22 protein-coding genes are annotated in these 26,337 nt (G+C 70.2%); 15 read left to right on the top strand and 7 right to left on the bottom strand.

Translation table 11 applies throughout. The features are described 5' to 3' along the window. Window positions 1-1,401, top strand: a complete 1,401-nt coding sequence (locus tag ABZX12_RS08830; RefSeq protein WP_355691210.1) for a sulfatase-like hydrolase/transferase — start codon at window positions 1-3, stop codon at window positions 1,399-1,401. A 3-nt stretch (window positions 1,402-1,404) separates the two neighbouring features. Here the strand turns inward: ABZX12_RS08830 and ABZX12_RS08825 are convergent, their stop codons facing one another. Beyond that, the gene (locus ABZX12_RS08825) at window positions 1,405-3,120 is read right to left on the bottom strand and encodes a sodium:proton antiporter (protein WP_355691209.1); all 1,716 of its coding nucleotides are present in this window, start codon (window positions 3,118-3,120) and stop codon (window positions 1,405-1,407) included. Between the two features lie 125 nt (window positions 3,121-3,245). On the opposite strand from ABZX12_RS08825, the gene ABZX12_RS08820 reads away from it, so the two are divergent. From ABZX12_RS08820 to ABZX12_RS08810, 3 genes are all read left to right on the top strand, one after another. Further along, window positions 3,246-3,872, top strand: a complete 627-nt coding sequence (locus ABZX12_RS08820; protein WP_355691208.1) for a VOC family protein — start codon at window positions 3,246-3,248, stop codon at window positions 3,870-3,872. 42 nt (window positions 3,873-3,914) lie between these two features. Further along, window positions 3,915-4,649, top strand: a complete 735-nt coding sequence (locus ABZX12_RS08815) for a YafY family protein (RefSeq protein ID WP_355691206.1) — start codon at window positions 3,915-3,917, stop codon at window positions 4,647-4,649. A gap of 63 nt (window positions 4,650-4,712) precedes the next feature. Beyond that, complete coding sequence (locus ABZX12_RS08810; protein ID WP_355691204.1) at window positions 4,713-5,102, top strand: VOC family protein; 390 nt, start codon at window positions 4,713-4,715, stop codon at window positions 5,100-5,102. A gap of 47 nt (window positions 5,103-5,149) precedes the next feature. On the opposite strand, the gene ABZX12_RS08805 is transcribed toward ABZX12_RS08810, so the two are convergent. Continuing rightward, window positions 5,150-5,899: an SDR family NAD(P)-dependent oxidoreductase gene (locus tag ABZX12_RS08805; protein ID WP_355691203.1), complete on the bottom strand. Its 750-nt coding sequence runs from the start codon at window positions 5,897-5,899 to the stop codon at window positions 5,150-5,152. Window positions 5,900-5,990: 91 nt separating this feature from the next. Here ABZX12_RS08805 and ABZX12_RS08800 point away from each other — a divergent pair, with 91 nt between their 5' ends. The 3 genes from ABZX12_RS08800 to ABZX12_RS08790 are packed head-to-tail and all read left to right on the top strand — an operon-like array spanning window position 5,991 to window position 9,890. Continuing rightward, the gene (locus ABZX12_RS08800) at window positions 5,991-6,614 is read left to right on the top strand and encodes a TetR/AcrR family transcriptional regulator (protein WP_355691201.1); all 624 of its coding nucleotides are present in this window, start codon (window positions 5,991-5,993) and stop codon (window positions 6,612-6,614) included. 10 nt (window positions 6,615-6,624) lie between these two features. Further along, window positions 6,625-8,703, top strand: coding sequence for a phosphate acetyltransferase (gene pta, locus ABZX12_RS08795; RefSeq protein ID WP_355691200.1), 2,079 nt, complete (start codon window positions 6,625-6,627; stop codon window positions 8,701-8,703). Beyond that, on the top strand, window positions 8,700-9,890 hold the full coding sequence (locus ABZX12_RS08790) for an acetate kinase (RefSeq protein WP_355691199.1): 1,191 nt from the start codon (window positions 8,700-8,702) through the stop codon (window positions 9,888-9,890). The genes pta and ABZX12_RS08790 overlap by 4 nt, the downstream gene beginning before the upstream one ends. Here ABZX12_RS08790 and sulP read toward each other — a convergent pair. Beyond that, the gene (gene sulP / locus ABZX12_RS08785) at window positions 9,876-11,546 is read right to left on the bottom strand and encodes a sulfate permease (RefSeq protein WP_355691198.1); all 1,671 of its coding nucleotides are present in this window, start codon (window positions 11,544-11,546) and stop codon (window positions 9,876-9,878) included. The two genes, ABZX12_RS08790 and sulP, sit on opposite strands and share 15 nt — an antisense overlap. A 98-nt stretch (window positions 11,547-11,644) precedes the next feature. Between sulP and ABZX12_RS08780 the strand changes: the two genes are divergently transcribed. From ABZX12_RS08780 to narI, 5 genes are read left to right on the top strand one after another with little or no spacing between them, the layout of a single operon-like run. Further along, window positions 11,645-12,895: an MFS transporter gene (locus ABZX12_RS08780; protein WP_355691196.1), complete on the top strand. Its 1,251-nt coding sequence runs from the start codon at window positions 11,645-11,647 to the stop codon at window positions 12,893-12,895. Beyond that, entirely contained in the window at window positions 12,892-16,533 is a 3,642-nt protein-coding gene (locus ABZX12_RS08775) for a nitrate reductase subunit alpha (protein WP_355691194.1), read from the top strand. Before ABZX12_RS08780 ends, ABZX12_RS08775 begins: the two co-directional genes overlap by 4 nt. Beyond that, a complete protein-coding gene (gene narH, locus ABZX12_RS08770) occupies window positions 16,524-18,188 on the top strand; it encodes a nitrate reductase subunit beta (RefSeq protein WP_355691192.1) in 1,665 nt (554 codons plus the stop codon). Before ABZX12_RS08775 ends, narH begins: the two co-directional genes overlap by 10 nt. Next, a complete protein-coding gene (gene narJ, locus ABZX12_RS08765; RefSeq protein ID WP_355691190.1) occupies window positions 18,185-18,856 on the top strand; it encodes a nitrate reductase molybdenum cofactor assembly chaperone in 672 nt (223 codons plus the stop codon). The genes narH and narJ overlap by 4 nt, the downstream gene beginning before the upstream one ends. Further along, window positions 18,856-19,569 carry a respiratory nitrate reductase subunit gamma gene (narI, locus tag ABZX12_RS08760; RefSeq protein ID WP_355691188.1) on the top strand — a complete coding sequence of 238 codons (714 nt, stop codon included), beginning with the start codon at window positions 18,856-18,858 and terminating at the stop codon, window positions 19,567-19,569. Before narJ ends, narI begins: the two co-directional genes overlap by 1 nt. Before the next feature lies 1 nt (window position 19,570). On the opposite strand, the gene ABZX12_RS08755 is transcribed toward narI, so the two are convergent. The 4 genes from ABZX12_RS08755 to ABZX12_RS08740 form a co-directional block, all read right to left on the bottom strand. After that, the gene (locus ABZX12_RS08755; RefSeq protein WP_355691186.1) at window positions 19,571-20,386 is read right to left on the bottom strand and encodes an amino acid-binding protein; all 816 of its coding nucleotides are present in this window, start codon (window positions 20,384-20,386) and stop codon (window positions 19,571-19,573) included. Between the two features lie 93 nt (window positions 20,387-20,479). Further along, entirely contained in the window at window positions 20,480-21,676 is a 1,197-nt protein-coding gene (gene lhgO, locus ABZX12_RS08750; RefSeq protein ID WP_355691184.1) for an L-2-hydroxyglutarate oxidase, read from the bottom strand. A gap of 24 nt (window positions 21,677-21,700) precedes the next feature. Continuing rightward, window positions 21,701-22,513: an alpha/beta hydrolase gene (locus tag ABZX12_RS08745; RefSeq protein ID WP_355691183.1), complete on the bottom strand. Its 813-nt coding sequence runs from the start codon at window positions 22,511-22,513 to the stop codon at window positions 21,701-21,703. 34 nt (window positions 22,514-22,547) lie between these two features. Next, window positions 22,548-23,609: a substrate-binding domain-containing protein gene (locus ABZX12_RS08740; RefSeq protein WP_355691181.1), complete on the bottom strand. Its 1,062-nt coding sequence runs from the start codon at window positions 23,607-23,609 to the stop codon at window positions 22,548-22,550. 101 nt (window positions 23,610-23,710) lie between these two features. On the opposite strand from ABZX12_RS08740, the gene ABZX12_RS08735 reads away from it, so the two are divergent. The 3 genes from ABZX12_RS08735 (at window position 23,711) to ABZX12_RS08725 (ending at window position 26,327) form a co-directional block, all read left to right on the top strand. Then, the gene (locus ABZX12_RS08735; RefSeq protein ID WP_355691180.1) at window positions 23,711-24,094 is read left to right on the top strand and encodes a MarR family transcriptional regulator; all 384 of its coding nucleotides are present in this window, start codon (window positions 23,711-23,713) and stop codon (window positions 24,092-24,094) included. A 102-nt stretch (window positions 24,095-24,196) separates the two neighbouring features. Then, window positions 24,197-25,834 carry a hypothetical protein gene (locus ABZX12_RS08730; protein WP_355691179.1) on the top strand — a complete coding sequence of 546 codons (1,638 nt, stop codon included), beginning with the start codon at window positions 24,197-24,199 and terminating at the stop codon, window positions 25,832-25,834. 190 nt (window positions 25,835-26,024) lie between these two features. Then, on the top strand, window positions 26,025-26,327 hold the full coding sequence (locus ABZX12_RS08725) for an urease subunit gamma (RefSeq protein ID WP_355691177.1): 303 nt from the start codon (window positions 26,025-26,027) through the stop codon (window positions 26,325-26,327). Window positions 26,328-26,337: the final 10 nt, after the last annotated feature.

The following is a 26,337-nucleotide window of genomic DNA, read 5'->3' as shown; positions in this document are numbered from 1 at the left end:
ATGCCGCCTAACGTCCTGCTTCTCTGCACCGACCAGCAGCGGTTCTCCGCGCTGGGTGCCGCCGGCAACGACGAGATCGACACGCCGAACCTCGACCGGCTCGCGAGCCAGGGCGCGCTGTTCGGCAACTGCTATGTGCAGAACCCGGTCTGCGCTCCCTCCCGCGCCAGCCTGATGACCGGCCGTTACGTGCACCAGCACGGCCTGTGGGCCAACGGCGTCGGCCTGCCCGACGAGGCGCGGCTGTTCAGCAAGGACCTCGCCGACGCGGGCTACGACTGCGGCCTGGTCGGCAAGTTCCACCTCAACGCGTGCTTCGGCGGCCGTTCCGAGAAGCGGCACGACGACGGCTTCCGCGTCTTCCGCTGGGCCCACGATCCGTACCCCGGCTCCTCCGAGAACGAGTACCACCGCTGGCTCCGCACGCTGCGCCCCGACCTCGCGGGCGCGGACATCGACTACGACACATTGCCGACCGACCTGCACTACAGCCACTGGATCGGCGAGCAGACGATCGACTTCCTCACCCACTCCCGCGAGCGCGGCAAGCCGTTCCTGTTCGTCGCGAACTTCTTCGATCCGCATCACGGCTTCGGCGCCCCGGAGGAGTACGTCCGCCGCTACCGCGAGCGGGAGCTCAGCCGCCCGCTGCCCGACGACCTGACCGGCAAGCCGCCGATCCAGACCGAGGCGTCGCAGGCGTCGTACGCCGGTCACGCGCGCGGCTTCACGTCGTACAGCCCGGAGGAGTTGCAGGAGGTCAAGGCGGCGTACTACGCAATGGTGACGCTCGTCGACGACGAGGTCGGCCGGATCCTCGACGCGCTCGACGCCGAAGGCCTCACCCAGGACACCTTGGTGATCTTCACCAGCGATCACGGCGAGATGCTCGGCGACCACCGGCTGATGCTGAAGGGCCCGATGCTGTACGAGCAGGCCGTGCGGGTTCCACTCGTCGTGCGCTGGCCCGCGGCCGTCCCGGCCGGCACCCGCTGCGACGACCTCGTCCAGTGGATCGACCTGTCCGCCACGATCCTCACCGCCGCCGGGCTGCCCGTCCGCGGTGAAGGGCAGGACCTGCTGCCGTTGGTCACCGAGCGCGGCGCGGGCCGCGGTTGGGCGCTGAGCGAGTACCGCAACAGCGGGCATCCGTACACACCACCGGTGCACCTCACGATGCTCCGGCGCGATCGCTGGAAGCTCGTCGTCCAGCACGGCTCCCCCGCGACCTCCAGGGAGCGGACCGGCGAGCTGTACGACCTCGCCACGGACCCGGACGAGTTGCAGAACCTGTGGGACGACCCGCTGCATCGAGACATCCGCACCGACCTCCAGGAGTTCCTCCTCGACGTCCTGGTCGCCACCGAGGACCGCAGCCAGGAGCGCGTCGCGGACTGGTGAGGCTCAGGCGGTCGTGAAGCGCTGTTCGACGGTGTCCAGGAAGCCTTCGACCTGGCGGTACGTCTCGGAACTGTAGGCCCCGATGCTGCGTTCGTTCCCGAGCGCCTCCCGCATCGCGTCGAGGTAGCGGCGCTGCAGGATCTCCATCTGTTCCCGGGTGTCCGCCTTGGTCTCGCGCAGCTGCCGGCTCCCGGAGACCAGGCGCGGCACGATCCGGTCCTTCAGCGTGCTGACCACGACCGGGTCGAGCGGTTCGCCGTCGACGGTCTGCTCCTCGAGCGGGCCGACGGCGTCGATCGCCGACTCACCGATCCGCCGCATCAGCGCCTGCACCGAGTCGCGCTTGTCCTCGGCGCTCTCCGGCCGGAACCGCATCCGCGCGATCACCGCGGGCAGCGACAGCCCGAACAGCACCAGCGTGATCAGCGCGACGATGAACGCGGCGAGCACGACGGTCGCGCGGTGCGGCGTACCGGCGGGAATCGTCTGCGCGGCGGCGACCGTCACGACGCCCCGCATCCCGGCCCAGGCGAGGACCAGCAGACCACGACCGGTGATCGGCTCCCGCTCCTCGAAGTCGACGTCCGCACGGCCCCGCGCCAGCCGCTTGCGGGCCCAGGCGAGCCGGTTCTCCTCGCGCGCGCCGGACGGCTCCATCGAGTCCAGATGCTCCTCGAACTGGTCCAGCTGCGCGCGGACCTGCTCGGTGCGGTCGTTCCGCCCGAACCGGCCCTGCAGCGCCGGCCACGCCAGGCCGAGGAACCGCAACACGACCAGCAGGCCGACCACCAGCAGGACGAGCGCGGTGATCTCGCCGAGCGTCGTCTCCGCGCGGGCGTCGTCGACGAGCTCCGGCAACTGGTACCCCATCGCGAGGAAGACGCCGCTCTCCAGGATGAAGCTGATCGTCGTCCAGGTGGTCGCCTGCGTCTGCCGGTCACGCGCGCTGAACTTGCGGCTGCCGAGCGCTCCGGTCAGCAGCCCGGCGACGACCACCGCGAGTACGCCGGACGCGTGTGCCTCCTCGGCCGGGAAGTACGCGAGGAACGGCACCGCGAACGAGATCGTCGTGTTCAGCACCGGGTCGTCGAGTCGCTGCCGCAGGACCACGGTGAGCAGCCCGACGGCCGCCCCGATCAGGATCGCGCCGACGACCGCCCAGGCGAAGTCCAGGACGGTGTGGCCGAGGCTGAAGTGGGCGGTGACGGCGAGCGCGGCGACCGCCGTCCGCAGAACGACCAGCGCCGAGGCGTCGTTGACGAGACTCTCGCCTTCGAGCACGGTCATCAGGCGGGGCGGGAGTCCGACCCGGTGGCCGATCGCGGTCGCCGCCACCGCGTCCGTCGGGCTCACGACCGCGCCCAGCGCCGTGGCGAGCGCGAACGAGATGCTCGGGAACAGCGCGTGCACCAGCGCGCCGATCACCAGCGCCGACACGATCACCATCACGATCGACAGCCACGCGATCAGCCCGAAGTTCCGCCGTACGTCGAGCACCGGGAGCTGGACCGCCGACGCGTAGAGCAGCGGCGGGAGGACCCCGGCGAGGATGATCTCCGGCTCGAGGTGGATGGCCGGCGTACTCGGCAGGTAACTCGCCCCGATCCCCAGCGCGACCAGCAGCAGCGGCGCCGCGACGCCGGTCCGCCGCGCGAACACCGAGGCCGCGATCATGATCGCGAGTCCCGCTCCGGCAATCAGAACGATCTGGTGGTCCACGCGACAGCACTCTAGGGCGGGGCACCGGGGTGCCCTGGTAATGACCAGGGATTCTCACTGGTGTCACGGGGGCCCCGGAGCGGCAGATTGGTGGTCAGCGAAAACGTTCATCCCAGGAGGAAGTCATGAGCAGCACCGACCTGAAGCTCGAAGCCGTCGTCGTCCCGGTCGCCGACACGGATCGCGCCAAGGAGTTCTACACCGGCCTCGGCTGGCGGCTGGACGCGGACTTCGCGTTCGACAACGGGTTCCGGGTCGTCCAGTTCACCCCGCCGGGCTCCCCCGCCTCGGTTCAGTTCGGCACCAACATCACGACAGCCGCACCGGGCACCGCGCAGGGCCTCTACCTGGTCGTCTCGGACGTCGAGGCGGCGCGGGCCGAGCTGCTCGCGCACGGCGCCAAGGTCAGCGAGGTCTTCCACCCGGCCGCGCCGGGCGCCCAGTTCGAGCCCGGCGACAGCGGCGCACGGGTGACCGGTCCGGCCGACGAGCGGTCCAGCTACGGCTCGTTCGCGACGTTCAGCGACCCCGACGGCAACACCTGGCTGCTCCAGGAGGTCACCAAGCGGCTGCCCGGGCGCGTCGAGGACGCGACGTACGGCTCGGTCGACGACCTCGAGGCCGCCCTCAAGCGCGCCGCCGCCGCTCACGGCGAGCACGAGGCCCGCACCGGCAAGGCCGACGAGAACTGGCCGGCCTGGTACGCCGCCTACATGGTCGCCGAGCGCACCGGCTCCGAGCTTCCGCAGTAGATCCGGAGTAAACCTGTCCGTGGCGGCCCCTAGCCTGCGGGTATGAACCGGATCGATCGGCTGTACGCGCTCGCGGAGGAACTGCGCGCGGCCGGGCCACGAGGGCGGACGGCGCGGCAACTGGCGGCGCGGTTCGAGGTGAGCGTGCGGACCATCGAGCGCGATCTCAGCGCGCTCGGGCAGGCCGGCGTTCCGCTGGCGACCAAGCAGGGCCGCACCGGAGGGTATTCGGTGGACCGGTCGATGAGTCTCCCGCCGCTCAACTTCAGCGCGCGGGAGGCGATGGCGGTCGCGGTCGCGCTGAGCCGCGGCGACCACGTGCTGTTCGCGCGGGACGCGCGGACCGCGCTGCAGAAGATCGTGGCCGCGATGCCGCAGCGCGATCTCGACGAGGCGCGGGCGGCGGCGGCCAAGGTCCGGCTGCTGGTGCGGCCGGTCCCGGATCCGGACGGCGAGATCGCCGAGCAGGTCTGGCGGGCGGTGCGCGACAACCGCGTCCTGCGGATCCAGTACACGAACGGCGACGGCGTCGAGACGCTCCGGGAGATCGAGCCGCAGCACGTCGTCGTCGGGCCCAACGGGTCGTACCTGACCGGTTGGTGTCAGCTGCGTCAGGAGGAGCGGGTGTTCCGGATGGACCGGATCACCAAGGCCGAGCCGTCGGCGACGCTGCCGCAGCGGCCGCCGGCGTCGGGCCGCCTGCAGGTGGACGGGTACGAGACCAAACTCCCGGCCGCCGCGCTGCGTCCCGAGGATCTTTTTCCAACACCGACATAGGGCTGTCGCGAACCGCTGGGAGCGTGGTTCTCGTTGACACGTTCTACGTCGAAGGAGAGATCCATGAGTACTCCCACCCCTGGCACGCTGGCCTGGTTCGAGGTCGCGAGCGACGACCCGGAGACCGCCGAGAAGTTCTACGGCGGGTTGTTCAACTGGTCGTTCGAGTCGTCCGGGAGCCTGACGTCCGGCGGCCTCGACTACCGCAACATCACGGCGCAGGGCGCCCAGCAGCCGATGGGCGGCCTGTTCGCCACCAACGGCGAACTGCCCAACCACGCCGTCTTCTACATCCTGGTCGCGGACGTCGAGACGACCTGCGCGGAGGCCGAGCAGCTCGGCGGCACCGTGGTGAACAAGCGCATCGGCACCGGCGGCGGCACCCCCGACTTCGCCTATCTCCGCGACCCGTCCGGCAGCCAGTTCGCGGTCTTCACCCCCCGCCCCGAGTGACGCAGACCCCCGCCGGCAGGACCGGCGGGGGAATCCGTCGTCGACGGTCAGACCGCCAGGCGGCCGCCGTCCACGGGGAGGGTCGCGCCGTGGATCAGGGATGCCGCGTCGGAGGCGAGGAAGACGATGCCCTCGGCCACCTCGTCCGGGGTCCCGACCCGCTGCAGCGGTGTGGTGCCGGCGAGGTGGTCGAGGTTCTCGCCCATCACAGCAGTGCCCTCGGTCCGGGTGGGTCCAGGGCTGACCGCGTTCACCCGGACGCCGGCCGGGCCGAACTCGGCCGCCCAGGCCCGCGTCAGCAGCTCCACCGCCGCCTTGCTCGAGCCGTACGCCGCCATCCCGGCCATGCCGATGGACGCGACCATCGTGGTCACGTTGACGATCGCGCCCGCTCCGCGCGCCGCCATCAGCGGGGCCAGCTCGGCGACCAGGTAGAACGGCGCCCGCACGTTCACGGCGTACACCGCGTCGAAGTCGCTGTCCGGCACCTCTGCCGTCGGCCCGAACGGGAAGATCCCCGCGTTGTTGACCAGCACGTCGACGTGCCCGCCGCCGAGCTCGATCGCCTGCTTGGCCAGCGACCGCACGCTCGCCAGGTCGGTCAGGTCCGCCGGCACGAAGTCCGCCGTCCCGCCGTCGGCCCGGATCTCCTCGACCGCCCTGCTCCCCCGGGCGATGTCCCGCCCGCTGAGCACCACGTGCGCACCACGCCGGGCGAGCTGCCCCGCCACGGCCCGGCCGATGCCACTGTTGCCGCCGGTCACGAGCGCAGTCCGGCCGGCGAAGTCCTGCGTCATATCGGTTCCATCCTCTGGTTCGGAGTTGCCGGTACCGATGGTTCTCCGATCAAATTGGAGTATCAACTCCAAAATCCGTACGGTGGGTGGCATGACCGAGACCGCCCGGCGACTGACCAGGAAGGGCCAGGCGACCCACGACCGGATCGTCGCGGCCGCGGCGCGGCTGATGCTCGAGCAGGGCGTCGCCCGCACCACGATCGAGGACATCCAGGCCGCCGCGGGGGTCAGCCCCTCGCAGCTGTACCACTACTTCCCCGGCAAGGACGCCCTGGTGACGGCGGTGATCGAGCACCAGACGACGCAGGTGCTCGACGTCCATCAGGACTGCCTGCAACGCCTGGACACGATCGACTCGCTCGGCCGGTGGCGGGACGTGATGGTCAGCATCCTGACCGAGATGCAGTGCGTCGGCGGCTGCCCGCTCGGGTCGCTGGCCAGCGATCTGTCCGACAGCGATCCGGTCGCGCGGACCCAACTGGCCGCCGCCTTCGCCCGCTGGCAGGAGCTGATCCGGGAGGGGCTGGCCGACCTGCAGGCGCGCGGTGAGCTCGCCTCGCAGGCGGACCCCGCCGCACTGGCGGTCGCGATGCTCGCGGCCGTCCAGGGCGGGCTGCTGCTGAGCCAGGTGAGCCGCGACCCGGCGCCGCTGCGGATCGCGGTCGACACCATGGTCGACCACCTGCACGCGTTGACGCGACCCGCGGTTCCGTAGGGTTCGCGGTATGGGTAGCAGTGTTTACGTTGCTTCGGTGGAGGGGACGACCGGCAAATCGACGGTCGCGCTCGGCGTGCTCCATCAACTGTCCCGCCGGGTCGGGCGGGTGGCCGTGTTCCGGCCGATCGTGCGGGCGGACGCCGCCACCCACGGCGGCCGCGACTACGTCCTCGACCTGCTGATCGCGCAGGACGCGGTCGAGCAGTCGTACGAGGACGGCGCCGGCGTCACGTACGAGGAGGTGCACGCGGACCCCGAGGCCGCGCTGGACACGATCGTGCAGCGGTACCACGCGGTCGCCGAGCAGGCGGACGCGGTGCTCGTCGTCGGCAGCGACTACACCGACGTCGGCACGCCGACCGAGTTCTCGTTCAACGCCAAGATCGCGGCCAACCTCGGCGCGCCGGTGCTGCTCGTGGTCAACGGCTTCGGCCGGACGCCGTACGAGGTCCGGGCGATCGCCGACATGGCCGCGGCCGAGCTGACCGCGAACCACGGCTCGCTGTTCGCAGTGATCGCCAATCGCGTGGACGGCGAGAGCACTCCGGTGGTCGCGGCACTCGACGGCATCGGCGCACCGGCGTTCGCGATTCCCGAGCAGCCGGTGCTGAACCAGCCGCTGGTCGCCGACCTGCTCGCGCCGATCGACGGCTCGCTGGTCAGCGGCGATCCGCAACTGCTGACCCGCGAGGTCACCGGGCTGATGATCGCCGGGATGACGATGCCGAACGTGCTGGACCGGCTCTTCGACGGCGCCGCGGTGGTCACCGCCGGCGACCGCCCGGAGGTCGTGCTCGGCGTCCTGATGGCCCACGCCTCGCGGACCTTCCCGCAGATCTCGGCCATCGTGCTGAACGGCGGCTTCGAGCTGCCCGGCCAGGTGCAACGGCTGATCGAGGGCCTCGGCGTCACGCTCCCGATCATCGAGACCGGCCTCGGCACGCAGGCCACGTCCGCCAGGCTCACCGCCGTCCGCGGCCGGCTGACGAAGGACTCGCCGCGCAAGGTCGACACCGCCCTGACGCTCTTCGACCAGTACGTCGACGGCCCGGCGCTGCTCGACCAGCTCGCACTCGCCCGCAGCAGCGCGGTGACACCGCTGATGTTCGAGCACCGGCTGGTCGACCGCGCCGTGTCCGACCGCCGGCACATCGTGCTGCCGGAGGGCGACGAGGAGCGGATCCTGCGCGCCGCCGACGTGCTGCTCCGGCGCGGCGTCGCCGACCTCACCCTGCTCGGCGACCCGACCGTGATCAGCGCGAAGGCCGCGAGCCTCGGCGTCGACGTGACCGCGGCACAGGTCGTCCATCCGGAGCACAGCGACCTGACCGAGCGGTTCGCCGCCGAGTACCACCGGCTGCGGCAGCACCGCGGCGTCGACCTCGACCGGGCTCGCGAACTGGTCCGGGACGTGTCGTACTTCGGCACGATGATGGTCCAGCTCGGCCTCGCGGACGGGATGGTGTCGGGCGCCGTGCACACGACCGCGCACACGATCCGGCCCGCGCTGGAAGTGGTGAAGACGGTCCCAGACGTCTCGGTGGTCTCGTCGGTGTTCTTCATGTGCCTGCAGGACCAGGTCCTGGTGTACGGCGACTGCGCGGTGAACCCGGACCCGACGGCCGAACAGCTCGCGGACATCGCGATCTCGTCGGCCGCGACGGCGACCGCGTTCGGGGTGCAGCCGCGGGTCGCGATGCTGTCGTACTCGACGGGCTCGTCCGGCACCGGCACCGACGTGGAGAAGGTGTCCAAGGCAACGAACATCGTCCGGGAGCGGGCCCCGCGGCTGCCGGTCGAGGGCCCGATCCAGTACGACGCCGCGATCGACGCCGCCGTGGCGCGGACGAAACTGCCGGACTCTCCCGTCGCCGGGCGCGCCACCGTGTTCGTGTTCCCGGACCTGAACACCGGCAACAACACGTACAAGGCCGTGCAGCGTTCGGCCAACGCGGTCGCGGTCGGTCCGGTGCTGCAGGGTCTCCGCAAGCCGGTCAACGACCTCTCCCGCGGCGCCACCGTCCGGGACATCATCAACACGGTCGCGATCACCGCGATCCAGGCCCAGCAGGAGGCGGCCCGATGAGTGAGCACGTGCTGGTGATCAACGCCGGGTCCTCGTCGCTGAAGTACAGCCTGGTCGACGCGAAGTCGGGCGAGGCCGCGGCGACCGGGCTGGTCGAGCGGATCGGCGAGGGCCAGAGCCACCACGTGCACCACGGGCCGCACGGTGACGCCGACGACGACCATCCGGTCGCCGATCACGAGGCCGCGCTCGAGGCTGCCGTCCGGGCGTTCGAGACGCACGGCCCCGCGCTCGGTGACGTCGACATCGTGGCCGTCGGGCACCGGGTGGTGCACGGCGGCGACCAGTTCGCGGCCCCGGCGCTGGTGGACGACGACCTGATCGCGGCCGTGACCGACCTGGTTCCGCTGGCTCCGCTGCACAACCCGGCGAACCTGGAAGGCATCAAGGTGGCGCGCCGGCTGCTCCCGGACCTCCCTCATGTCGCGGTGTTCGACACCGCGTTCCACCAGACGCTGCCGCCGTACGCCTACACCTACGCGGTGCCCAGCGCCTGGCTGGAGGAGTACGGCATCCGGCGGTACGGGTTCCACGGCACGTCGCACTCGTTCGTGGCCGGTCAGGCCGCGCGGCTGCTCGGCCGCGACGTGCAGGACGTGAACCTGATCGTGCTGCACCTCGGCAACGGGTGCTCCGCGACCGCCGTCCGCGGCGGCACGTCGGTGGACACCTCGATGGGTCTGACGCCGCTGGAGGGTCTCGTCATGGGGACCCGGTCGGGCGACCTCGACCCCGCGATCCACGGACACCTCGCCCGGGTCGCCGGCCGCTCCGCGGAGGAGACGGACCGCGCGCTCAACAAGGAGTCGGGGCTGAAGGGCCTCAGCGGCGCGAACGACTTCCGCGAGGTGTCGCGCCGGCGGGCCGCCGGCGACGAGCGGGCCCAGCTCGCGTTCGACGTGTACTGCTACCGGCTGAAGAAGTACGTCGGCGCGTACTACGCCGTCCTCGGACGGGTCGACGCGATCGTCTTCACCGCCGGTGTCGGACAGCATGCGGCCGAGGTCCGAGCCGCCGCACTGCAGGGCCTGGAGGGCCTGGGCATCCACCTCGACCCGGTGCGGAACGCCGACCCCGACGACGGCTTCGCCTCCACCGGGGACAGCCCGGTCGCCGTGCTGGTCGTCCCCACCAACGAGGAATGGGAGATCGCCCGCCAGGCGGTCGAGGTACTAGCCGCCCGGTGACTCCTTTTTGAAGGCTTCGACGGCGGTCGGAAGGGTGTAGAAGACGCGGCCCGGGCCGAGGCGTTCGAGGAAGCCGGCGGCCTCGAGATCGTCGCGAAGGTCCTGCTTGACCCGGGCCAGCGCGAGCACGATGCCGCGCGCCGCAAGGTCCTCGCGCAGTGCGTCGAGCGCGTCGATCGCGGTGATGTCGATCTCGACGTTCGCCTCGGTGTTCAGCAGCAACCAGCGCACCGGGGTGGGCGAGTCGTCGGCAGCGGCGAGCGCACGGCGGTGGAAGTCCTCGGCGTTCGCGAAGAACAGCGGCGAGTCGTACCGGTAGACGACCAGGCCGGGCACCGGCCGCGCGTCCGGGTAGTCGTCGATGTCGTGCATCCCGGCGATCCCGGGCACGTAGCCGAGGATCCCGTCGTGCGGCCGGGCCACCCGCCGCAGCAGGTCGATGACGGACAGCCCGACGGCGACGAGGACGCCGTACAGGACACCGAGCGCGACCACGCCGATGGTCGTTGCCACCGCCAACAGCAGCTCGCTGCGCCGGAACGACGCGATCCGGCGGAACTCGGACAGTTCGATCAGGCGCAGCGCGGCGTAGACGACGAGGGCGCCGAGCGCGGGGATCGGGAACGTCTCGAGCAGCGGCCCGGCGAAGACCAGCGTCGCAACGATCGTCAGCGCGGCCACCAGCGAGTAAACCTGGCTCTTGGCGCTGGAAGCCTCTGCCAGGGCGGTGCGGCTGCCGCTGCTGCTCACCGGGAAGCCCCGCAGCAGGCCCGCGGACACGTTGGCGAGTCCGAGGACGAGCAGTTCACGACCGGGATCGATCTGCCCGCCGCCGCGGCTGGCGAAGGCACGGGCGGTGAGCACCGTGTCGGTGTAGCCGACGAGTGCGACGCCGAGGGCGGGCAGCGCCAGCATCGCGACGTCCTGCGGGTCGATCGAGGGCACCTGCGGGACCGGCAGGCCGCTGGGCACCGAACCGACCAGAGCCACGCCCTTGTCGCCGAGTCCGGCTATCCAGGTCACCAGCGCTGCCCCTGCCACGACGATCAGCGGGCCGGGCAGACGCGGCGTCCACCGCGCCAGGGCGAGCAGCGACGCCAGCGCCGTCACCGAGAGCAGCACCGGGGCGAGCTCCCACTCCGGGATCAGGCGGATCGCCGACACCACCTCGGCCCCCGGTGAGTCACCCTCGACCGGTGCCCCGGTCAGCCGGCCGAGCTGGCCAGTGATCATGAGGACCGCGATGCCGGCCAGGTAGCCGATCAGCACCGGTTTGGACAGCAGGTCCGCGAGGAACCCCAGTCGCGCGGCCCATCCGGCGACGCAGATCGCGCCGACCATCAGCGCCAGTACGGCGGCCAGCCCGGCGTACCGCGCCGGATCCCCGGCCGCGAGCGGGCCGATCGCGGCGGCGGTCAGCAGCGCGGTCGTCGACTCCGGTCCGATCGACAGCAGCCGCGACGTACCGAGCAGGAAGTACAGCACGAGCGGACCGAGCGAGGCCCACAACCCGGCCACCGCGGGCAGACCGGCGAGTTGGGCGTAGGCCATCACCTGCGGCACGAAGTACGCCGCCACCGTCAGCCCGGCGAGCACGTCCGACCGCAACCAGCCCCGCTGGTATCCGCGCAGTGTCTCGAGTCCCGTAATCGTCACCCCCGCCCCCTTTCGCAGAACTGCCGCACTTCAGTGTCCGCCACACGGAGGACCTTCGGCCCTACTGCCACGCCCGTGGCGGCGGCAAGCTGCTCAGCATGGCTGGCACCGGCGGCGACAGGACCGCAGTACGTTCCCCGTGGTTGATGCTCGCCGTCGCCACGATCGGGTTCGCGCTCAACTTCTGGGCCTGGGCGCTGCTTAGCCCGCTCGGCCCGCTCTTCCGGACCCAGGGCACGCTCGGCACGCTGACCGAGTCCGATGTGGCGCTGCTGGTCGCCGTGCCGGTGCTCGTCGGCTCGCTCGGGCGGATCCCGATCGGCGCGCTCACCGACCGGTACGGCGGCCGGGTGATGTTCCCGCTGGTGTCCGCGGCGACGATCGTGCCGATCCTGTTCATCGAGTTCTTCGCGCTGGACTCCTACGCCGCACTGCTGGTCGGCGGGTTCTTCCTCGGCATCGGCGGCACCGCGTTCGCGGTCGGCGTGCCGTTCGTGAACGCGTGGTTCCCGCCGGAGCGTCGCGGCCTGGCGATCGGCATCTTCGGCGCCGGCATGGGCGGTACGGCGATCAGCGCGCTCACCACGGTCAAGCTCTACAGCAACGCCGGGCACCAGATCCCGTTCCTGCTCACCGCGATCAGCCTCGCGGCGTACGCCGTCATCGCCTGGTTCGTACTCCGGGACGCGCCGAACCGCCGCCCGGCGCAGGGCGGGTTCGCGCAGCGGCTGATCGCGAACGCGAAGCTCCCGATCAGCTGGCAGGCCTGCATCCTGTACGCGGTCGCGTTCGGCGGGTACGTCGCGTTCTCGGTATACCTCCCGTCGTACCTGAAGACCGCCTACGACCTGAGCGCCGCGGACGCGGCCAACCGGATGGCCGGTTTCGTCGTCGTCGCCGTCGTGATGCGCCCGGTCGGCGGCTGGCTGTCGGACAAGTTCGGCCCGATCCCGGTGCTGGCGTGCTGCTACGGCGTCGTGGTCGTCGGCGCCGCGGTGGCGGCCACGACACCGTTGCTCCAGCCTGTCGGGACGATTGCCTTCCTGGGGATGGCTGCCGCGCTCGGCGCCGGCAGCGGCGCCACGTTCGCGCTGGTCGCCAGGGTGACGGACCCGGCCCGGGTCGGCGGCGTCACCGGACTCGTCGGCGCCGCGGGCGGCCTGGGCGGCTTCGTGCCGCCGCTGATCATGGGCTACGTCTACGGCCGCACGCAGTCGTACGGGATCGGCCTGACGCTGCTGTCGATCACGGCGGCCTTGACGCTGCTGCTGACGCTGACCATTGTGAGGAGGACCGCTCAACCGAGTCCCCAGGAGTCGCGCGCCACACCGATCGAGGGAGCCGCATGAGTCTGGACGGCGAGCTGACCGAAGCTCTGATCCGTACCCGTCGCTACTTCACCAAAGGCACCGTTTCCGACGACCTGCGCACCCTCACCAAACGCGGTGGCCGCGGCGCGGACGACTTCTACCGCGACCGCTGGAGCCACGACAAGGTGGTCCGGTCGACGCACGGCGTCAACTGCACCGGTTCGTGCTCGTGGAAGGTGTACGTCAAGGACGGCATCATCACCTGGGAGACCCAGCAGACCGACTATCCGTCGGTCGGCCCGGACAAGCCGGAGTACGAGCCCCGCGGCTGCCCGCGGGGCGCCGCGTTCTCCTGGTACACCTACTCCCCCACGCGCATCCGCTACCCGTACGTCCGCGGCGTCCTGCTCGACCTGTACCGGCAGGCGAAGGCGCAGTACGGCGACCCCGTGGCGGCGTGGGCGCACATCGTCGACAACCCGGAGCTCGCGCAGCGGTACAAGTCCGCGCGCGGCAAGGGCGGGCTGGTCCGCTCGACCTGGGACGAGGCGACCGAGCTCGTCGCGGCGGCGTACGTGCACACGCTGCAGAAGTGGGGGCCGGACCGGATCGCCGGGTTCTCCCCGATCCCGGCGATGTCGATGGTGTCGCACGCGTCCGGCGCGCGGTTCACGTCGCTGATCGGCGGGACGATGCTGTCGTTCTACGACTGGTACGCCGATCTGCCGGTCGCGTCGCCGCAGGTGTTCGGCGACCAGACCGACGTACCGGAGTCCGGCGACTGGTGGGACGCCGGCTACCTGATCATGTGGGGCTCGAACCTGCCGGTCACGCGGACGCCGGACGCGCACTGGATGGCGGAGGCGCGGTACCGCGGGCAGAAGGTGGTCGCGGTCGCGCCGGACTATGCCGACAACGTGAAGTTCGCCGACGAATGGTTGCCGGCAGCACCCGGTACGGACGGCGCGCTGGCGATGGCGATGGGGCACGTGATCCTGCAGGAGTTCTTCGTCGACCGCGAGACCCCGTACTTCACGCAGTACGCGAAGACCTACACCGATCTGCCGTACCTGATCCGCCTCGACGAGACCGACGGCAGCTACCGCCCCGGCAAGTTCCTCACCGCGGCCGACCTCGGCAGCACGGAGGAGAACGCCGCGTTCAAGCCTGTGGTCCTCGACACCACGACAGGCCGGCCGGTAGTTCCGAACGGCTCCCTCGGCCACCGCTTCGGCGAAGCAGGACAAGGCCGGTGGAACCTGGACCTGGGCTCCACGGATCCCCTCCTGACGCTGCAGGGACGTGAGAGCGTTCCTGTGACGCTGCCGAGATTCGACGCCGACGGCCAGCTGCTACGAGGCGTTCCGACCCGGCGCATCGGCGATCACCTGGTCACGACGGTGTACGACCTGATGCTCGCGCAGTACGGCGTCGCGCGCCCCGGGCTCCCCGGCCACTGGCCGGCATCGTACGACGACCTCGCGCCGTACACCCCCGCCTGGCAGGAGACCATCACCGGCGTACCGGCCGCCGCGGCAGCCCGGATCGCCCGCGAGTTCGCGCAGAACGCCGAGGACTCCAAAGGACGGTCGATGATCGTGATGGGGGCCGGAACCAACCACTGGTTCCACTCCGACACGATCTATCGGGCGTTCCTCGCGCTCACCACGCTCACCGGCTGCCAGGGCGTGAACGGCGGCGGTTGGGCGCACTATGTCGGCCAGGAGAAGTGCCGCCCGATCACGGGCTGGGCGCAGCTCGCGTTCGGGCTGGACTGGGTGCGGCCGCCGCGTCAGATGATCCAGACCGCCTACTGGTACCTGCACACGGACCAGTTCCGCTACGACTCGTTCGGTGCGGACGCCTTCTCGGACCTGCCCGGCAGTATGACCGGCAAGACCACCGCGGACCTGATCGCGATGAGCGCGCGGCTCGGCTGGATGCCGTCGTACCCGACCTTCAACCGCAACCCGCACGACCTCGCCGACGAGGCCGCCGCCGCGGGCCGGCCGGTCGCCGAGCACATCGTCGAGCACCTGAAGTCCGGGGACCTCCGGTTCGCCTGCGAGGATCCGGACGCGCCGGAGAACTTCCCGCGCATCCTCTCGATCTGGCGCGCCAACCTGCTCGGCTCGTCGGCCAAGGGCAACGAGTATTTCCTGGAGCATCTGCTCGGCGCCGGGTCCTCGTTGCGCGCGAGCGAAGGCGTGCATCCGCGGGACGTCGAATGGCACGACGAGGCTCCGCGCGGCAAGCTCGACCTGCTGCTGACGCTGGACTTCCGCCAGACCAGCACGACGCTGTTCTCCGACGTCGTCCTGCCCGCCGCGACGTGGTACGAGAAGCACGACCTGAACACCACCGACATGCACCCGTTCGTGCACTCGTTCAATCCGGCGATCGCGCCGCCGTGGCAGACCCGGACCGACTGGGACGCGTGGCAGACGATCGCCGAGAAGTTCAGCGCGCTCGCGGCCACCCGGCTCGGCACCCGCCGCGACGTGGTCGCCGTACCGCTGCTGCACGACACGCCGGACGCGCTCGCCACCCCGCACGGCACGGTCCGCGACTGGAAGGCCGGCGAGTGCGAACCGGTGCCGGGCGTCACGATGCCGAAGCTGATCGAGGTCGAGCGCGACTACGCGGCCGTCGCGGCGAAGATGTCCGCGCTCGGTCCGCTGATGGAGCAGCTGGGCGCGACCACGAAGGGCGTCACGTACGACGAGACCGCCTCGGTGGAGTACCTGCGCGCCAAGAACGGCGCCGTCCGCGGCGGCCCGGCCGACGGTCGTCCGTCGCTGAAGCGTGACGTGCACGCCTGCGAAGCGATCCTGGCGCTGTCCGGTACGACGAACGGACGGCTCGCCACCGAGGGCTTCAAGACGCTCGAGCGCCGCGTCGGCAAGCCGCTGCACGACCTCGCGGCCGAGCACGAGGGCAAGCAGATCACGTTCGCCGACACGCAGGCGGCGCCGGTCCCGGTCATCACCTCGCCGGAGTGGTCCGGCTCGGAATCGGGCGGCCGCCGGTACTCGCCGTTCACGATCAACGTCAAGCGCCTCAAGCCTTGGCACACGCTGACCGGCCGGCAGCACTTCTACCTCGACCACGACTGGATGACCGAGCTCGGCGAGAACCTGCCCGTGTACCGCGGGCCGCTGGACATGGGTGCGATGTTCGCCGAGCCCGAGATCGGGTCGGTCGGCGAACTCGGCGTGACAGTTCGCTATCTGACACCGCACAACAAGTGGTCGATCCATTCGGAGTACCAGGACAACTTGTTCATGCTGTCGCTCAGCCGCGGCGGGCAGACGATCTGGATGAGCGACCAGGACGCCGCGAAGGTGGGGATCGTGGACAACGACTGGATCGAGGCGGTGAACCGCAACGGCGTGGTGGTCGCGCGGGCGATCGTCTCGCACCGGATGCCCGAGGGCACGGTCTACATGCACCACGCGCAGGACCGGCTGATCGACGTACCGCTGGCCGAGACGTCCGGGAAACGCGGCGGGATCCACAACTCGCTGACCCGGCTGCTGATCAAGCCCTCGCACCTGATCGGCGGGTACGCGCAACTGTCCTTCGCCTTCAACTACCTCGGGCCGACCGGGAACCAGCGCGACGAGGTCACCGTGATCCGCAAGCGCTCGCAGGAGGTGACGTACGGATGCGGGTGATGGCGCAGATGGCGATGGTCATGAACCTCGACAAGTGCATCGGATGCCACACCTGCTCGGTGACCTGCAAACAGGCGTGGACGAACCGCACCGGCACCGAGTACGTCTGGTTCAACAACGTCGAGACGCGGCCCGGGCAGGGGTATCCGCGCACGTACGAGGACCAGGAGACGTGGAAGGGCGGCTGGGCCCTCACCAAACGCGGGCGGCTGACGCTCAAGTCCGGCGGCCGGTTGAAGAAGCTGCTGACGATCTTCTCGAACCCGAAGCTGCCCTCGATCCACGACTACTACGAGCCCTGGACGTACGACTACGCGAACCTCACCGACGCGCCGGCCCAGCAGCACACGCCGGTCGCGCGGCCGAAGTCGCTGCTGTCCGGCGACGACCTGAAGATCACCTGGTCGGCGAACTGGGACGACGACCTCGGCGGGTCCGCCGCGACGGCCGAGCGGGACCCGATCCTCAAGAAGGTCGGTGACAAGGTCCGGTTCGAGTTCGAGCAGACCTTCATGTTCTACCTGCCGCGGATCTGCGAGCACTGCCTGAACCCGTCCTGCGCGGCATCCTGCCCGAGCGGCGCGATCTACAAGCGCACCGAGGACGGCATCGTGCTGGTCGACCAGGACCGGTGCCGGGGCTGGCGGATGTGCGTGTCGGGCTGCCCGTACAAGAAGGTCTACTTCAACCACCGCACCGGCAAGGCCGAGAAGTGCACGTTCTGCTTCCCGCGTGTCGAGGTCGGTCTCCCGACGGTCTGCTCGGAGACCTGCGTCGGCCGGCTGCGCTACATCGGTCTCGTGCTGTACGACGCCGACAAGGTGCTCGCCGCCGCGTCGGTGCCGGACGAGCAGGACCTGTACGAGGCGCAGCGGGACGTGTTCCTCGACCCCTTCGATCCCGCCGTCCAGCGGGAGGCCGAGCGGGCCGGGATCCCGGCGGACTGGATCGACGCGGCCCGACGCTCGCCGGTGTACGCGCTGATCAACCGCTTCCGCGTGGCGCTGCCGCTGCATCCGGAGTACCGGACGCTGCCGATGGTCTGGTACATCCCGCCGCTGTCACCGGTCGTCGACGTGGTCCGCGAGACCGGTGAGGACGCGGAGCGCAAGGACAACCTGTTCGCGGCCATCGATGCGCTGCGGATCCCGGTCGAGTACCTCGCCGAACTGTTCACCGCGGGCGACGTCGCACCGGTCGACCAGGTGCTGCGCAAGCTCGCCGCGATGCGCTCGTACATGCGTGACATCAACCTCGGCCGCGATCCGGACGGCAGCATCCCGGCGGCGGTCGGGATGAGCGAGGAGGACGTGTACGACATGTACCGGCTGCTCGCTCTCGCGAAGTACGACGAGCGCTACGTGATCCCGGCCGCGCACGCCGAGCAGGCGCACGATCTTGAGGAGCTGGCCTGCTCGCTCGACTACGAGGGCGGACCGGGGATGGGCGGGTCGGGGCCGTTCGGCGAGGGCTCCGGCGTACCGACGCCGATCGCCGTCGAGAACTTCCAGATGCTCAAGGACCGCCAGACCTCGGAGGGGATCGCCTCGCCGGAGGACAAGCAGGCGCGGGTCAACCTGCTCAACTGGGACGGCAAAGGCAAGCCCGACGGCCTGTTCCCGCCGCGGCCGGACGACGAGGAGCACGCCGGATGAAGCATCCCGCCCCGGCCCTGCCGGCCGGACAGCTGACGATCGCCTGGCAGTCCGCGTCCTTGCTGCTCGACTACCCCGACGAGGTTCTGGTCGAGCGTCTGCCGCTGGTCCGGCGTGCCCTCGACCGGCTCCCGAGCAGCCTCGCCGAACCGCTCACGGCCACGCTCGAACAGCTTGCTGTTGGCAACCTTCCGGACCTGCAGGCGCGGTACGTCGAGACATTCGACAGCCGGCGCCGGCACAACCTCTACCTCACGTACTTCGCCCACGGCGACACCCGCCGCCGCGGCGTCGCGCTGTTGCGGTTCAAGCAGACCTACCTGCGATCCGGTTTCGTCCTCGACGACTCCGAGCTGCCCGATCACCTCTGCGTCGTCCTGGAGTACGCCGCGACGGTCGACCAGAAGCTCGGCCACCGGCTGCTGCTCGACCACCGCGCGGGGCTCGAACTGCTCCGGATCGCCCTCGCCGACGGCGACTCGCCCTGGTACGGCGCGGTGCTCGCGGTCACCGCGACGCTGCCGCCGCTGCAGGGCGACGAACGGGAGGCGATCGCCCGGCTCGCCGCCGAGGGCCCGCCGCAGGAGGAGGTCGGGCTCACGCCGTACGCGACCCCGGCCTTCGATCCGGCCGTCCTCCCGATGCCGACGTTTCCCGGAGCGCGCTGATGGACGAGATCCTGTGGGTGGTCTTCCCGTATGTCTGCCTGACCGTGTTCGTCGTCGGGCACATCTGGCGGTACCGGTACGACAAGTTCGGCTGGACCACGCGGTCGTCGCAGCTGTACGAGGACCGGCTGCTGCGCTGGGGCAGCCCGCTGTTCCACTTCGGCATCCTCGCGGTGTTCCTCGGGCACGTGATGGGACTCGGCATCCCGAAGTCCTGGACCGACGCCGTCGGCGTCTCCGAGGGGCTGTACCACTTCTTCGCGGTGTCGATCGGCGCGATCGCCGGGTTCTGCACGCTTGTCGGCCTCACGATCCTCATCTATCGCCGTCGTACGGTCGGTCCGGTCTTCTCCGCCACGACGCGGATGGACAAGCTGATGTACGTCGTGCTGGCGACGGTGATCCTGCTCGGTCTGGCCAACACGGTGGTCGCGAACCTGGTCGGGGACTACGACTACCGCGAAGGCGTGTCGATCTGGTTCCGCGGCATCTTCCGCTTCGATCTGCACCCGGATCTGATGGCTGAGGCTCCATTGACCTTCCAGCTCCACGGTCTCGTCGCGATCGCGCTCTTCGCGCTCTGGCCGTTCACCCGCCTGGTCCACGTCTTCAGCGCGCCCCTCGGCTACCTCACCCGTCCGTACATCGTCTACCGCAGCCGCGACGCCCGGCCGACGACGCACTCGCCCCGGCGCGGCTGGGACGCCCGCTGACTCATCGCGTGCTGGTCTGCGCCGCCTCGGCCAGCTCGGCGAGGCGGTGTGCGCGGGCCGACTCGGCGGGCGTGAACGGCTCGCCCGGACGGCTGAACACGAACAGGCCCGTCCACGGCGAGGGCACCTTGAGCACCGTCGCGTCGCCGGGAAGCTGACCGGCGAGCGTCACCCGGTCGGTGACCAGCCGCGCGCCGAGCAGCTCCGCGACCGCGTGCGGCAACTCCGCCGGGTCCGCGACCACACGCGCCGACAGGCTGAGCGCCTTCGTCTGCCCGTCCACCAGCGCCAGCGCGGTCGTCGGCCAGACGTGCGTCTCCCGCCCGCCGCCCGACTCCACGGCGATCTCCAGGTCGGCCGCCGTCACGTCGTCCGGGGTCGAAACCACCAACTCGTCGCGGACACCGTCGTCGATCGGATGGACGTGCAGCCCCAGGATGTTCGCATCGAGCACCGCGAGCCGCCGGGTGAGACTCTCCAGCGCTCCCGCCCGGTCGTCGAGCGTGACACGGATCCGCCACAAGGTTCCGATCCCGTGCCGTGGACGGACCCTCGGGGCGTGCAGCCAGGACCGCAGCAGCCGCATCGTCGACGGCTCCACCACCCAGATCACCAGCGCCGTCGTCGCGGTCGCGAGCACGGCCACCGAGATCAGGTACGGCGGGTGCGCCGCCAGCACGACGGCGTGCAGGGCGAGCTCCACGGGTGCGACCGCCACGAGTTTCGCCAACGTCAGGCGGAGGCGCCGCGGGTGGGGCAACCGTCCACACACCTCACAGGCCGTTCCACCGGTGAGTGTCGTCCGTAACGAATCCATGCCTGACAGCGTCCCGGGCCCAGATTGCCCGGCTGTTGCGCCGGTGTGAAATCACGGCTCGATCAGGCCGGTCACGCGCGGGACGCCGTTCGGTCAGGCTCGGTCGGCGGAGAGTTCTTCGGCGATTCGGTCGCCGATGACCAGGCAGGCGGTTGCGGCCGGTGAAGGCGCGTTGAGGACGTGCAGCGCGCGACCGTCGCGGAGGAACAGGAAGTCGTCGACGAGCTTGCCGTCCCGGGTCACGGCCTGCGCGCGAACCCCCGCACCGGACCGCCGTACGTCGGCGACCTGAAGCTCGGGAAGCATCCGCCGCGCCTCGCGGACCAGCGCACGGCCGGTGAGTGAGCGGACGATCTCCTTCGCGCCGGTCCGGGCGTACCTGCGAGCGAGTTTCCAGGACCCGCGGTACGTCGCGGACTCCCAGACGTCCCGGACGACGATCCGCGACCACGAGTACCCCTCGCGGGACAGCGCAGGCACGGCGTTCGGCCCCACATGGACGCTGCCGTCGATACCCCGCGTCAGATGCACGCCGAGGAACGGCAGGTCGGGATCGGGCACCGGGTAGACGAGCCCTTTCACCAGATGCTCCCGCCCGGGCACGAGCTCGCTGAACTCGCCGCGGAACGGAAGGATGCGCACGCCGGGCTCGAGGCCGGACGCGCGCGCCAGCCGATCGCTGTGCAGCCCGGCGCACACCGCGACCCGATCGGCCTCGACCGCGTCGTCCGCCGTCCGAACCCGCACCACCGAGCCCGCGTTCTCGACAGTCGTCACGGACACGCCGGTCCGGATCTCGCCGCCGGCCGCCCGCACGTCCTCGGCGAGCGCGGCCGCCACGAGCTTGAAGTCCACCCGGCCCGTGGAGTCGACCGCCAGGGCGCCCTTCACCCGCAGATGCGGCTCCCGCTCGGCGACCTCGTCCAGGCTCAGGCGGCGTACGGGCACCCCGTTCTCGCGGCCGATCCCGAACAACCGGTCGAGCTGCGGCAGCTCGCTGTCGGTGGTCGCGACGACCAGCTTCCCCGGGACGTCGAGCGGGATGCCCTTCTCCGCGCAGTACTCGCGCAGCGCCGCACCACCGGCCACCGCGAACCGCGCCTTCAGCGACCCCGGCCGGTAATAGAGCCCCGAGTGCACCACGCCCGAGTTGTGCCCGGTCTGGTGCGCTCCGACCGCCGGCTCCTTCTCCAGCACGATCACCGGCGTACCGGGGTCGAGCCGCTGGAGGCTTCGCGCCACAGCCAGCCCCACGATCCCGCCGCCGACCACCACCGCAGATCTCGTCACCTGTGAAAAGAGCCGCGAAACCGGTCAGAAATACAGCCAGTCCCGCAGCTCGGTCGCCAGCGCGACCGGCGCGTCGTACTGCACCAGGTGGCCCGCGTCCGGCACCTCGGCGTACGACGCTCCGGGGATCAGCTCCGCCAGCCGCCGGCCGGTCGCCGGTGGGATCCAGGCGTCGTCGCGGCCCCACAGCACCTTCACGGGGATCGCCAGATCGCCCAGCTCGCGCTCGTTCTCGGCCAGGAACTCCTCGTCGTACTGCGCGATCTGCCGGTAGAACGCGGGCTGTCCGGCATCCGTGCACCACGGTGCGACGAGCTCGGCCAGCTCGTGGTCCCGCAGACCGCGATGACTCGCGGCACTCACATAAGCCCGGAGGATCGCTTCGTGGATGTACGGCGGCAGCTCGTCGAGCGTCGTCGGGTACCGCTTCACGAACTGGAAGAACGGCGAACCGCTCGGCGGGATCGCCACCACGTCGACGAGCATCAACGACGCGTACGCCGCCTTCTCGGCCAGCGTGGCGCGCAGCGAGACCGCGCCGCCGAAGTCGTGCGCGACTACGTGCGGCCTGTCCAGTCCCCAGTGCTCCAGCAACGCCGCGAACGCCTTGGCCTGTGCTCCGAAGTCCACCGCATGATCCGGGTGCATGGACGATTCGCCGTACCCTGGCATGTCCCACAGGTGCACCGTGAAATCGGCACTCAGCGCGTCGGCGTACCGCGACCAGACACGCGAGGAGAATGGTGTCCCGTGACAGAACACCACCGGCGAACCACTGCCGGCACGGCCCCACGCGATCGATCGGCCTTCCCACTCGAACCGCTCGTCGACGTCCATATCCCACCCTAACCATTGAGGTGGTTCACAACGGTTAGCCAGTGCGGGCGATCTGCTCCTGGATCCGGAACTCGAGACCGTCGGCGACCGCCAGGTACACGTCCTGATCGACCAGATTGCCGTCGAGGCGCAGCAGACCGCGGGGGCTGTCGTAGAAATGGCCGCTCGGCAGGGCGGCCGACATCGCGATCGTGCCGCTGACCTCGCCGAGGCGGGCGAGGAACCGGATCGCCTCGTAGCAGGACTCGCCGACCGCGTTCAGCGCCGGCGCGAAGGGCCCGAAGCGGGCGTAGTAGTCCCGCGCGAACTCGCTGCTCTCGACCGTCGTCAGCTTGTCAAAGTACGCCGCGGCCGCGTAGACGCCGTGGTTCGCCGCCGGGCCGGCGCCGAGCAGGGTGTTCTCCTCGATCGCCGGGCTGAGGCGGAGCAGTCGCTCGCTCAGTCCGCCGGCCGCGACCTGGCGGTTGAAATGCACCGCGTCCTGCCCCATCAGGAGCATGATCACGCCGTCGGCGCCGGTCGCCCCGAGCCCGTCGATCACCTGCCGGAAGTCCGACGTACCGAGCGGGACGTACTCGGCGTGCACGATCTCGGATCCGCCGTCCTGCAAGGCCTCCTGCGCCACCGAGCCGGTCACCCGGGGATAGACGTAGTCGTTGCCGACGACAACCCAGCGCCGGGCACCGTGGTGTTCGCGCAGCCAGTGCGCCGCCGGGAGCAGCTGGTTGACCGGGCGCTCGCCGAGCATGAACACGCCGGGCGTGTCGTCGCCGCCCTCGTGCATCGCCGCGAACGCGTACACGACCCGCCCACCGATCCGCCGGGTGAGCGCGACCCGGACGGCCGAGATGTGCCAGCCCGCCACGGCCTCGACCCGGCCCGCGTCGACCAGCCGGCCCACGTCCTCGGCGACCACCTCGGGCGACCGGCCGGCATCGACGTGCACGAGCTCGACCGGTCGGCCGGCGATCCCGTTCCGCGCGTTCAATTGCTCGACGGCGAGCTGCCCGCAGGCGTGGCAGGACGGCCCGTAGATCCCGGTAGGCCCCTGCATCGGCACCACAAAGGCGATCGGCAGCACCTCGCTACGCCGCACAGTCACCTCCTCCGGTCCGGGCCAAGTCTGTCCGACAATGCGGCGGAACCGCGAGCCGCCGGTTATATTTCCCACCACCCGAACCGAGGAGGAGGTGCGGCATGCTGCTGTTGCTGAAGCGGATGGAGCGCCAGTTCGAGTTGGGCCTGCAGCCACTGCTCGCCGAGTTCGGGCTGACCATGGAGCAGTGGCGGATCATGGCCGCGCTCCACGAGGAGCCCGGACAGGCGATGTCCGTGCTCGCCCAGTCCGCCGTACTGCCGGCCGCCAGCCTCACCCGCCACGTCGACAAGCTGGTCGAGCGCGGCCTGGTGCTGCGCCGCGTCCATGCCAGTGACAAGCGGCGGGTCGTCACCGCACTCTCCCCCGTCGGCACGACGGTCGCCGATCGTCTCGCCGAGGCCCAGCGCGGTCTCGAGGTGATGCTTTCAAAGTATTTCCAGATGGAAATACAGGAACGTAGCAGCTCGGCAACACGCAGGTAACACGGCGTTCCTAGGTTCCTTCCATTCGGGTGCATCCCCGCCGGCAGCGTCGCCGGTCCGCCGGAGCACCGCTCGCCCGAAGGTGCCGCAGGAGTTCCGCCCATGACTGTTGAACCCTCGCTCGACCGCCGCACCACCGATCTGCGACCGGGACAGACCGCAGCCACCCGGGAAACGCTCGAGGACTACACGCTGCGGTTCGCGCCGCGCAGCTACCGGAAATGGTCGACCGGCGTGGTCGCCGTCTCGGCCCTCGGCGGGATCGCCTACCTCGCCGACTTCGCGATCGGCGCGAACATCGGGATCTCGTACGGAACCACCAACGCCCTGTGGGGTATCGCGATCTTCGCGGTGGTGATCTTCGCGACCGGCCTGCCGCTCGCGTACTACGCCGCGCGCTACAACATCGACCTCGACCTGATCACCCGCGGCAGCGGCTTCGGGTACTACGGCTCGGTCGTCACCAACGTGATCTTCGCGTCGTTCACGTTCATCTTCTTCGCGCTCGAAGGCTCAATCATGGCGCAAGGCCTTCAACTGGGGCTGCATGTGCCGCTCTGGCTCGGGTACGCCGTCTCGACGCTGGTGATCTTCCCGCTGGTCATCTACGGCATGAAAGTGCTGTCCACGCTGCAGGTGTGGACGACACCGCTCTGGCTGATCCTGATGGTGCTGCCGTTCGGCTACCTGCTCGTGTCGCACCCGTCGTCGGTCGGGACGTTCTTCGACTACGGCCCGGACGCGGACTTCGGCTCGATGCTGCTGGCCGCCGGGGTGTGCCTGTCGCTGATCGCGCAGATCGCTGAGCAGATCGACTACCTGCGCTTCATGCCGCCGAAGACCCCGGAGAACTCGCGCCGGTGGTGGACCGCGATGCTGCTGGCCGGACCGGGCTGGGTGATCTTCGGGGCGCTGAAGCAGGTGATCGGCCTGTTCCTGGCCGTCTACCTGATCGCGAACGTCGCCGACTCGTCCGCGATCGCGAACCAGCCCGTGCACCAGTTCCTGGAGATCTACCGCGGGTTCCTGCCCGGGTGGCTGGCGATGACGCTGGCCGTCGTCCTGGTCGTCATCAGCCAGGTCAAGATCAACGTGACGAACGCGTACTCCGGGTCGCTCGCGTGGACGAACTCGTACACCCGGCTGACCAGGCACTACCCCGGCCGGCTGGTGTTCCTCGGGTTCAACCTGGTGATCGCGCTGGTGCTGATGGAGGCGAACATGTTCGACTTCCTCAACACAATCCTCGGGTTCTACGCGAACTGCGGGATGGCGTGGATCGTGGTCGTTGCCTCCGACATCGTCTTCAACAAGTACCTGCTGGGCCTGTCTCCGAAGGCTCCCGAGTTCCGGCGCGGGATGCTGTACGCGGTGAACCCGGTCGGCTTCGTGTCGATGGCACTGGCCGCCGGCGTGTCGATTCTGGTGTTCTTCGGCGGGCTCGGCGCGGGCATCAAGCCTTACTCGCCGCTGGTCGCGATCGGTTTGGCTCTCGTCCTGCCGCCGCTGCTGGCCGCGATCACGCGCGGCAAGTACTACCTGCGGCGGACCGACGACGGGCTGGACCTGCCGATGTATGACGAGCACGGCAATCCGTCCGGCGAGGTGCTGACGTGCCACGTGTGCCGGCAGCAATACGAACGCCCGGACATGACCGCGTGTGCGACCCACGACGCAGCTGTCTGCTCGCTGTGCCTGAGCACCGACAAGGTCGCCGACCACGTCCTACCAGCCCACTAGCCCGTGGAACTCTGCAGCTCGACAGGAGGTATTCGTCCGCCGCCCGCGGCCACACGCCTGACCGGCGGCTGGTTCACCGGCGAGCAGACGTATACGTACTGTCGAGCTGCCGATCAGCCCCAATCCTGAAGGGAGCCAGCGGCGGTTGCGCCATCGCGTCAGCGAGGGCGCAACCCTTGCGACCACACCGATGAACTTCAGTCCCGCCGACGTCGACAAGCTGCTGCTCTCCGTGGCCGGCATGGTCGCTCGCGACCGGCTGGCCCGGGGAGTGCTGCTCAACCATCCCGAAGCCGTCGCCCTGCTCAGCACCTGGGTGATCGAACGCGCCCGCGAAGGCGCCCGCGTCGCCGACCTGATGGAGTCCGGCCGCACGGTCCTGACCCGCGACCAGGTCATGCCCGGAGTCTCCGAACTCCTGCACGACGTCCAGGTCGAAGCCACGTTCCCGGACGGCCGCAAGCTCGTGACTATCCACAGCCCGATCATTTGAAGGCAGATTC

Source organism: Kribbella sp. NPDC003505 (assembly GCF_040610875.1).
GTDB lineage: Bacteria > Actinomycetota > Actinomycetes > Propionibacteriales > Kribbellaceae > Kribbella.
Note: the sequence above shows the minus strand (reverse complement) of the source record. Positions and strands in the feature narration are given on the sequence as shown.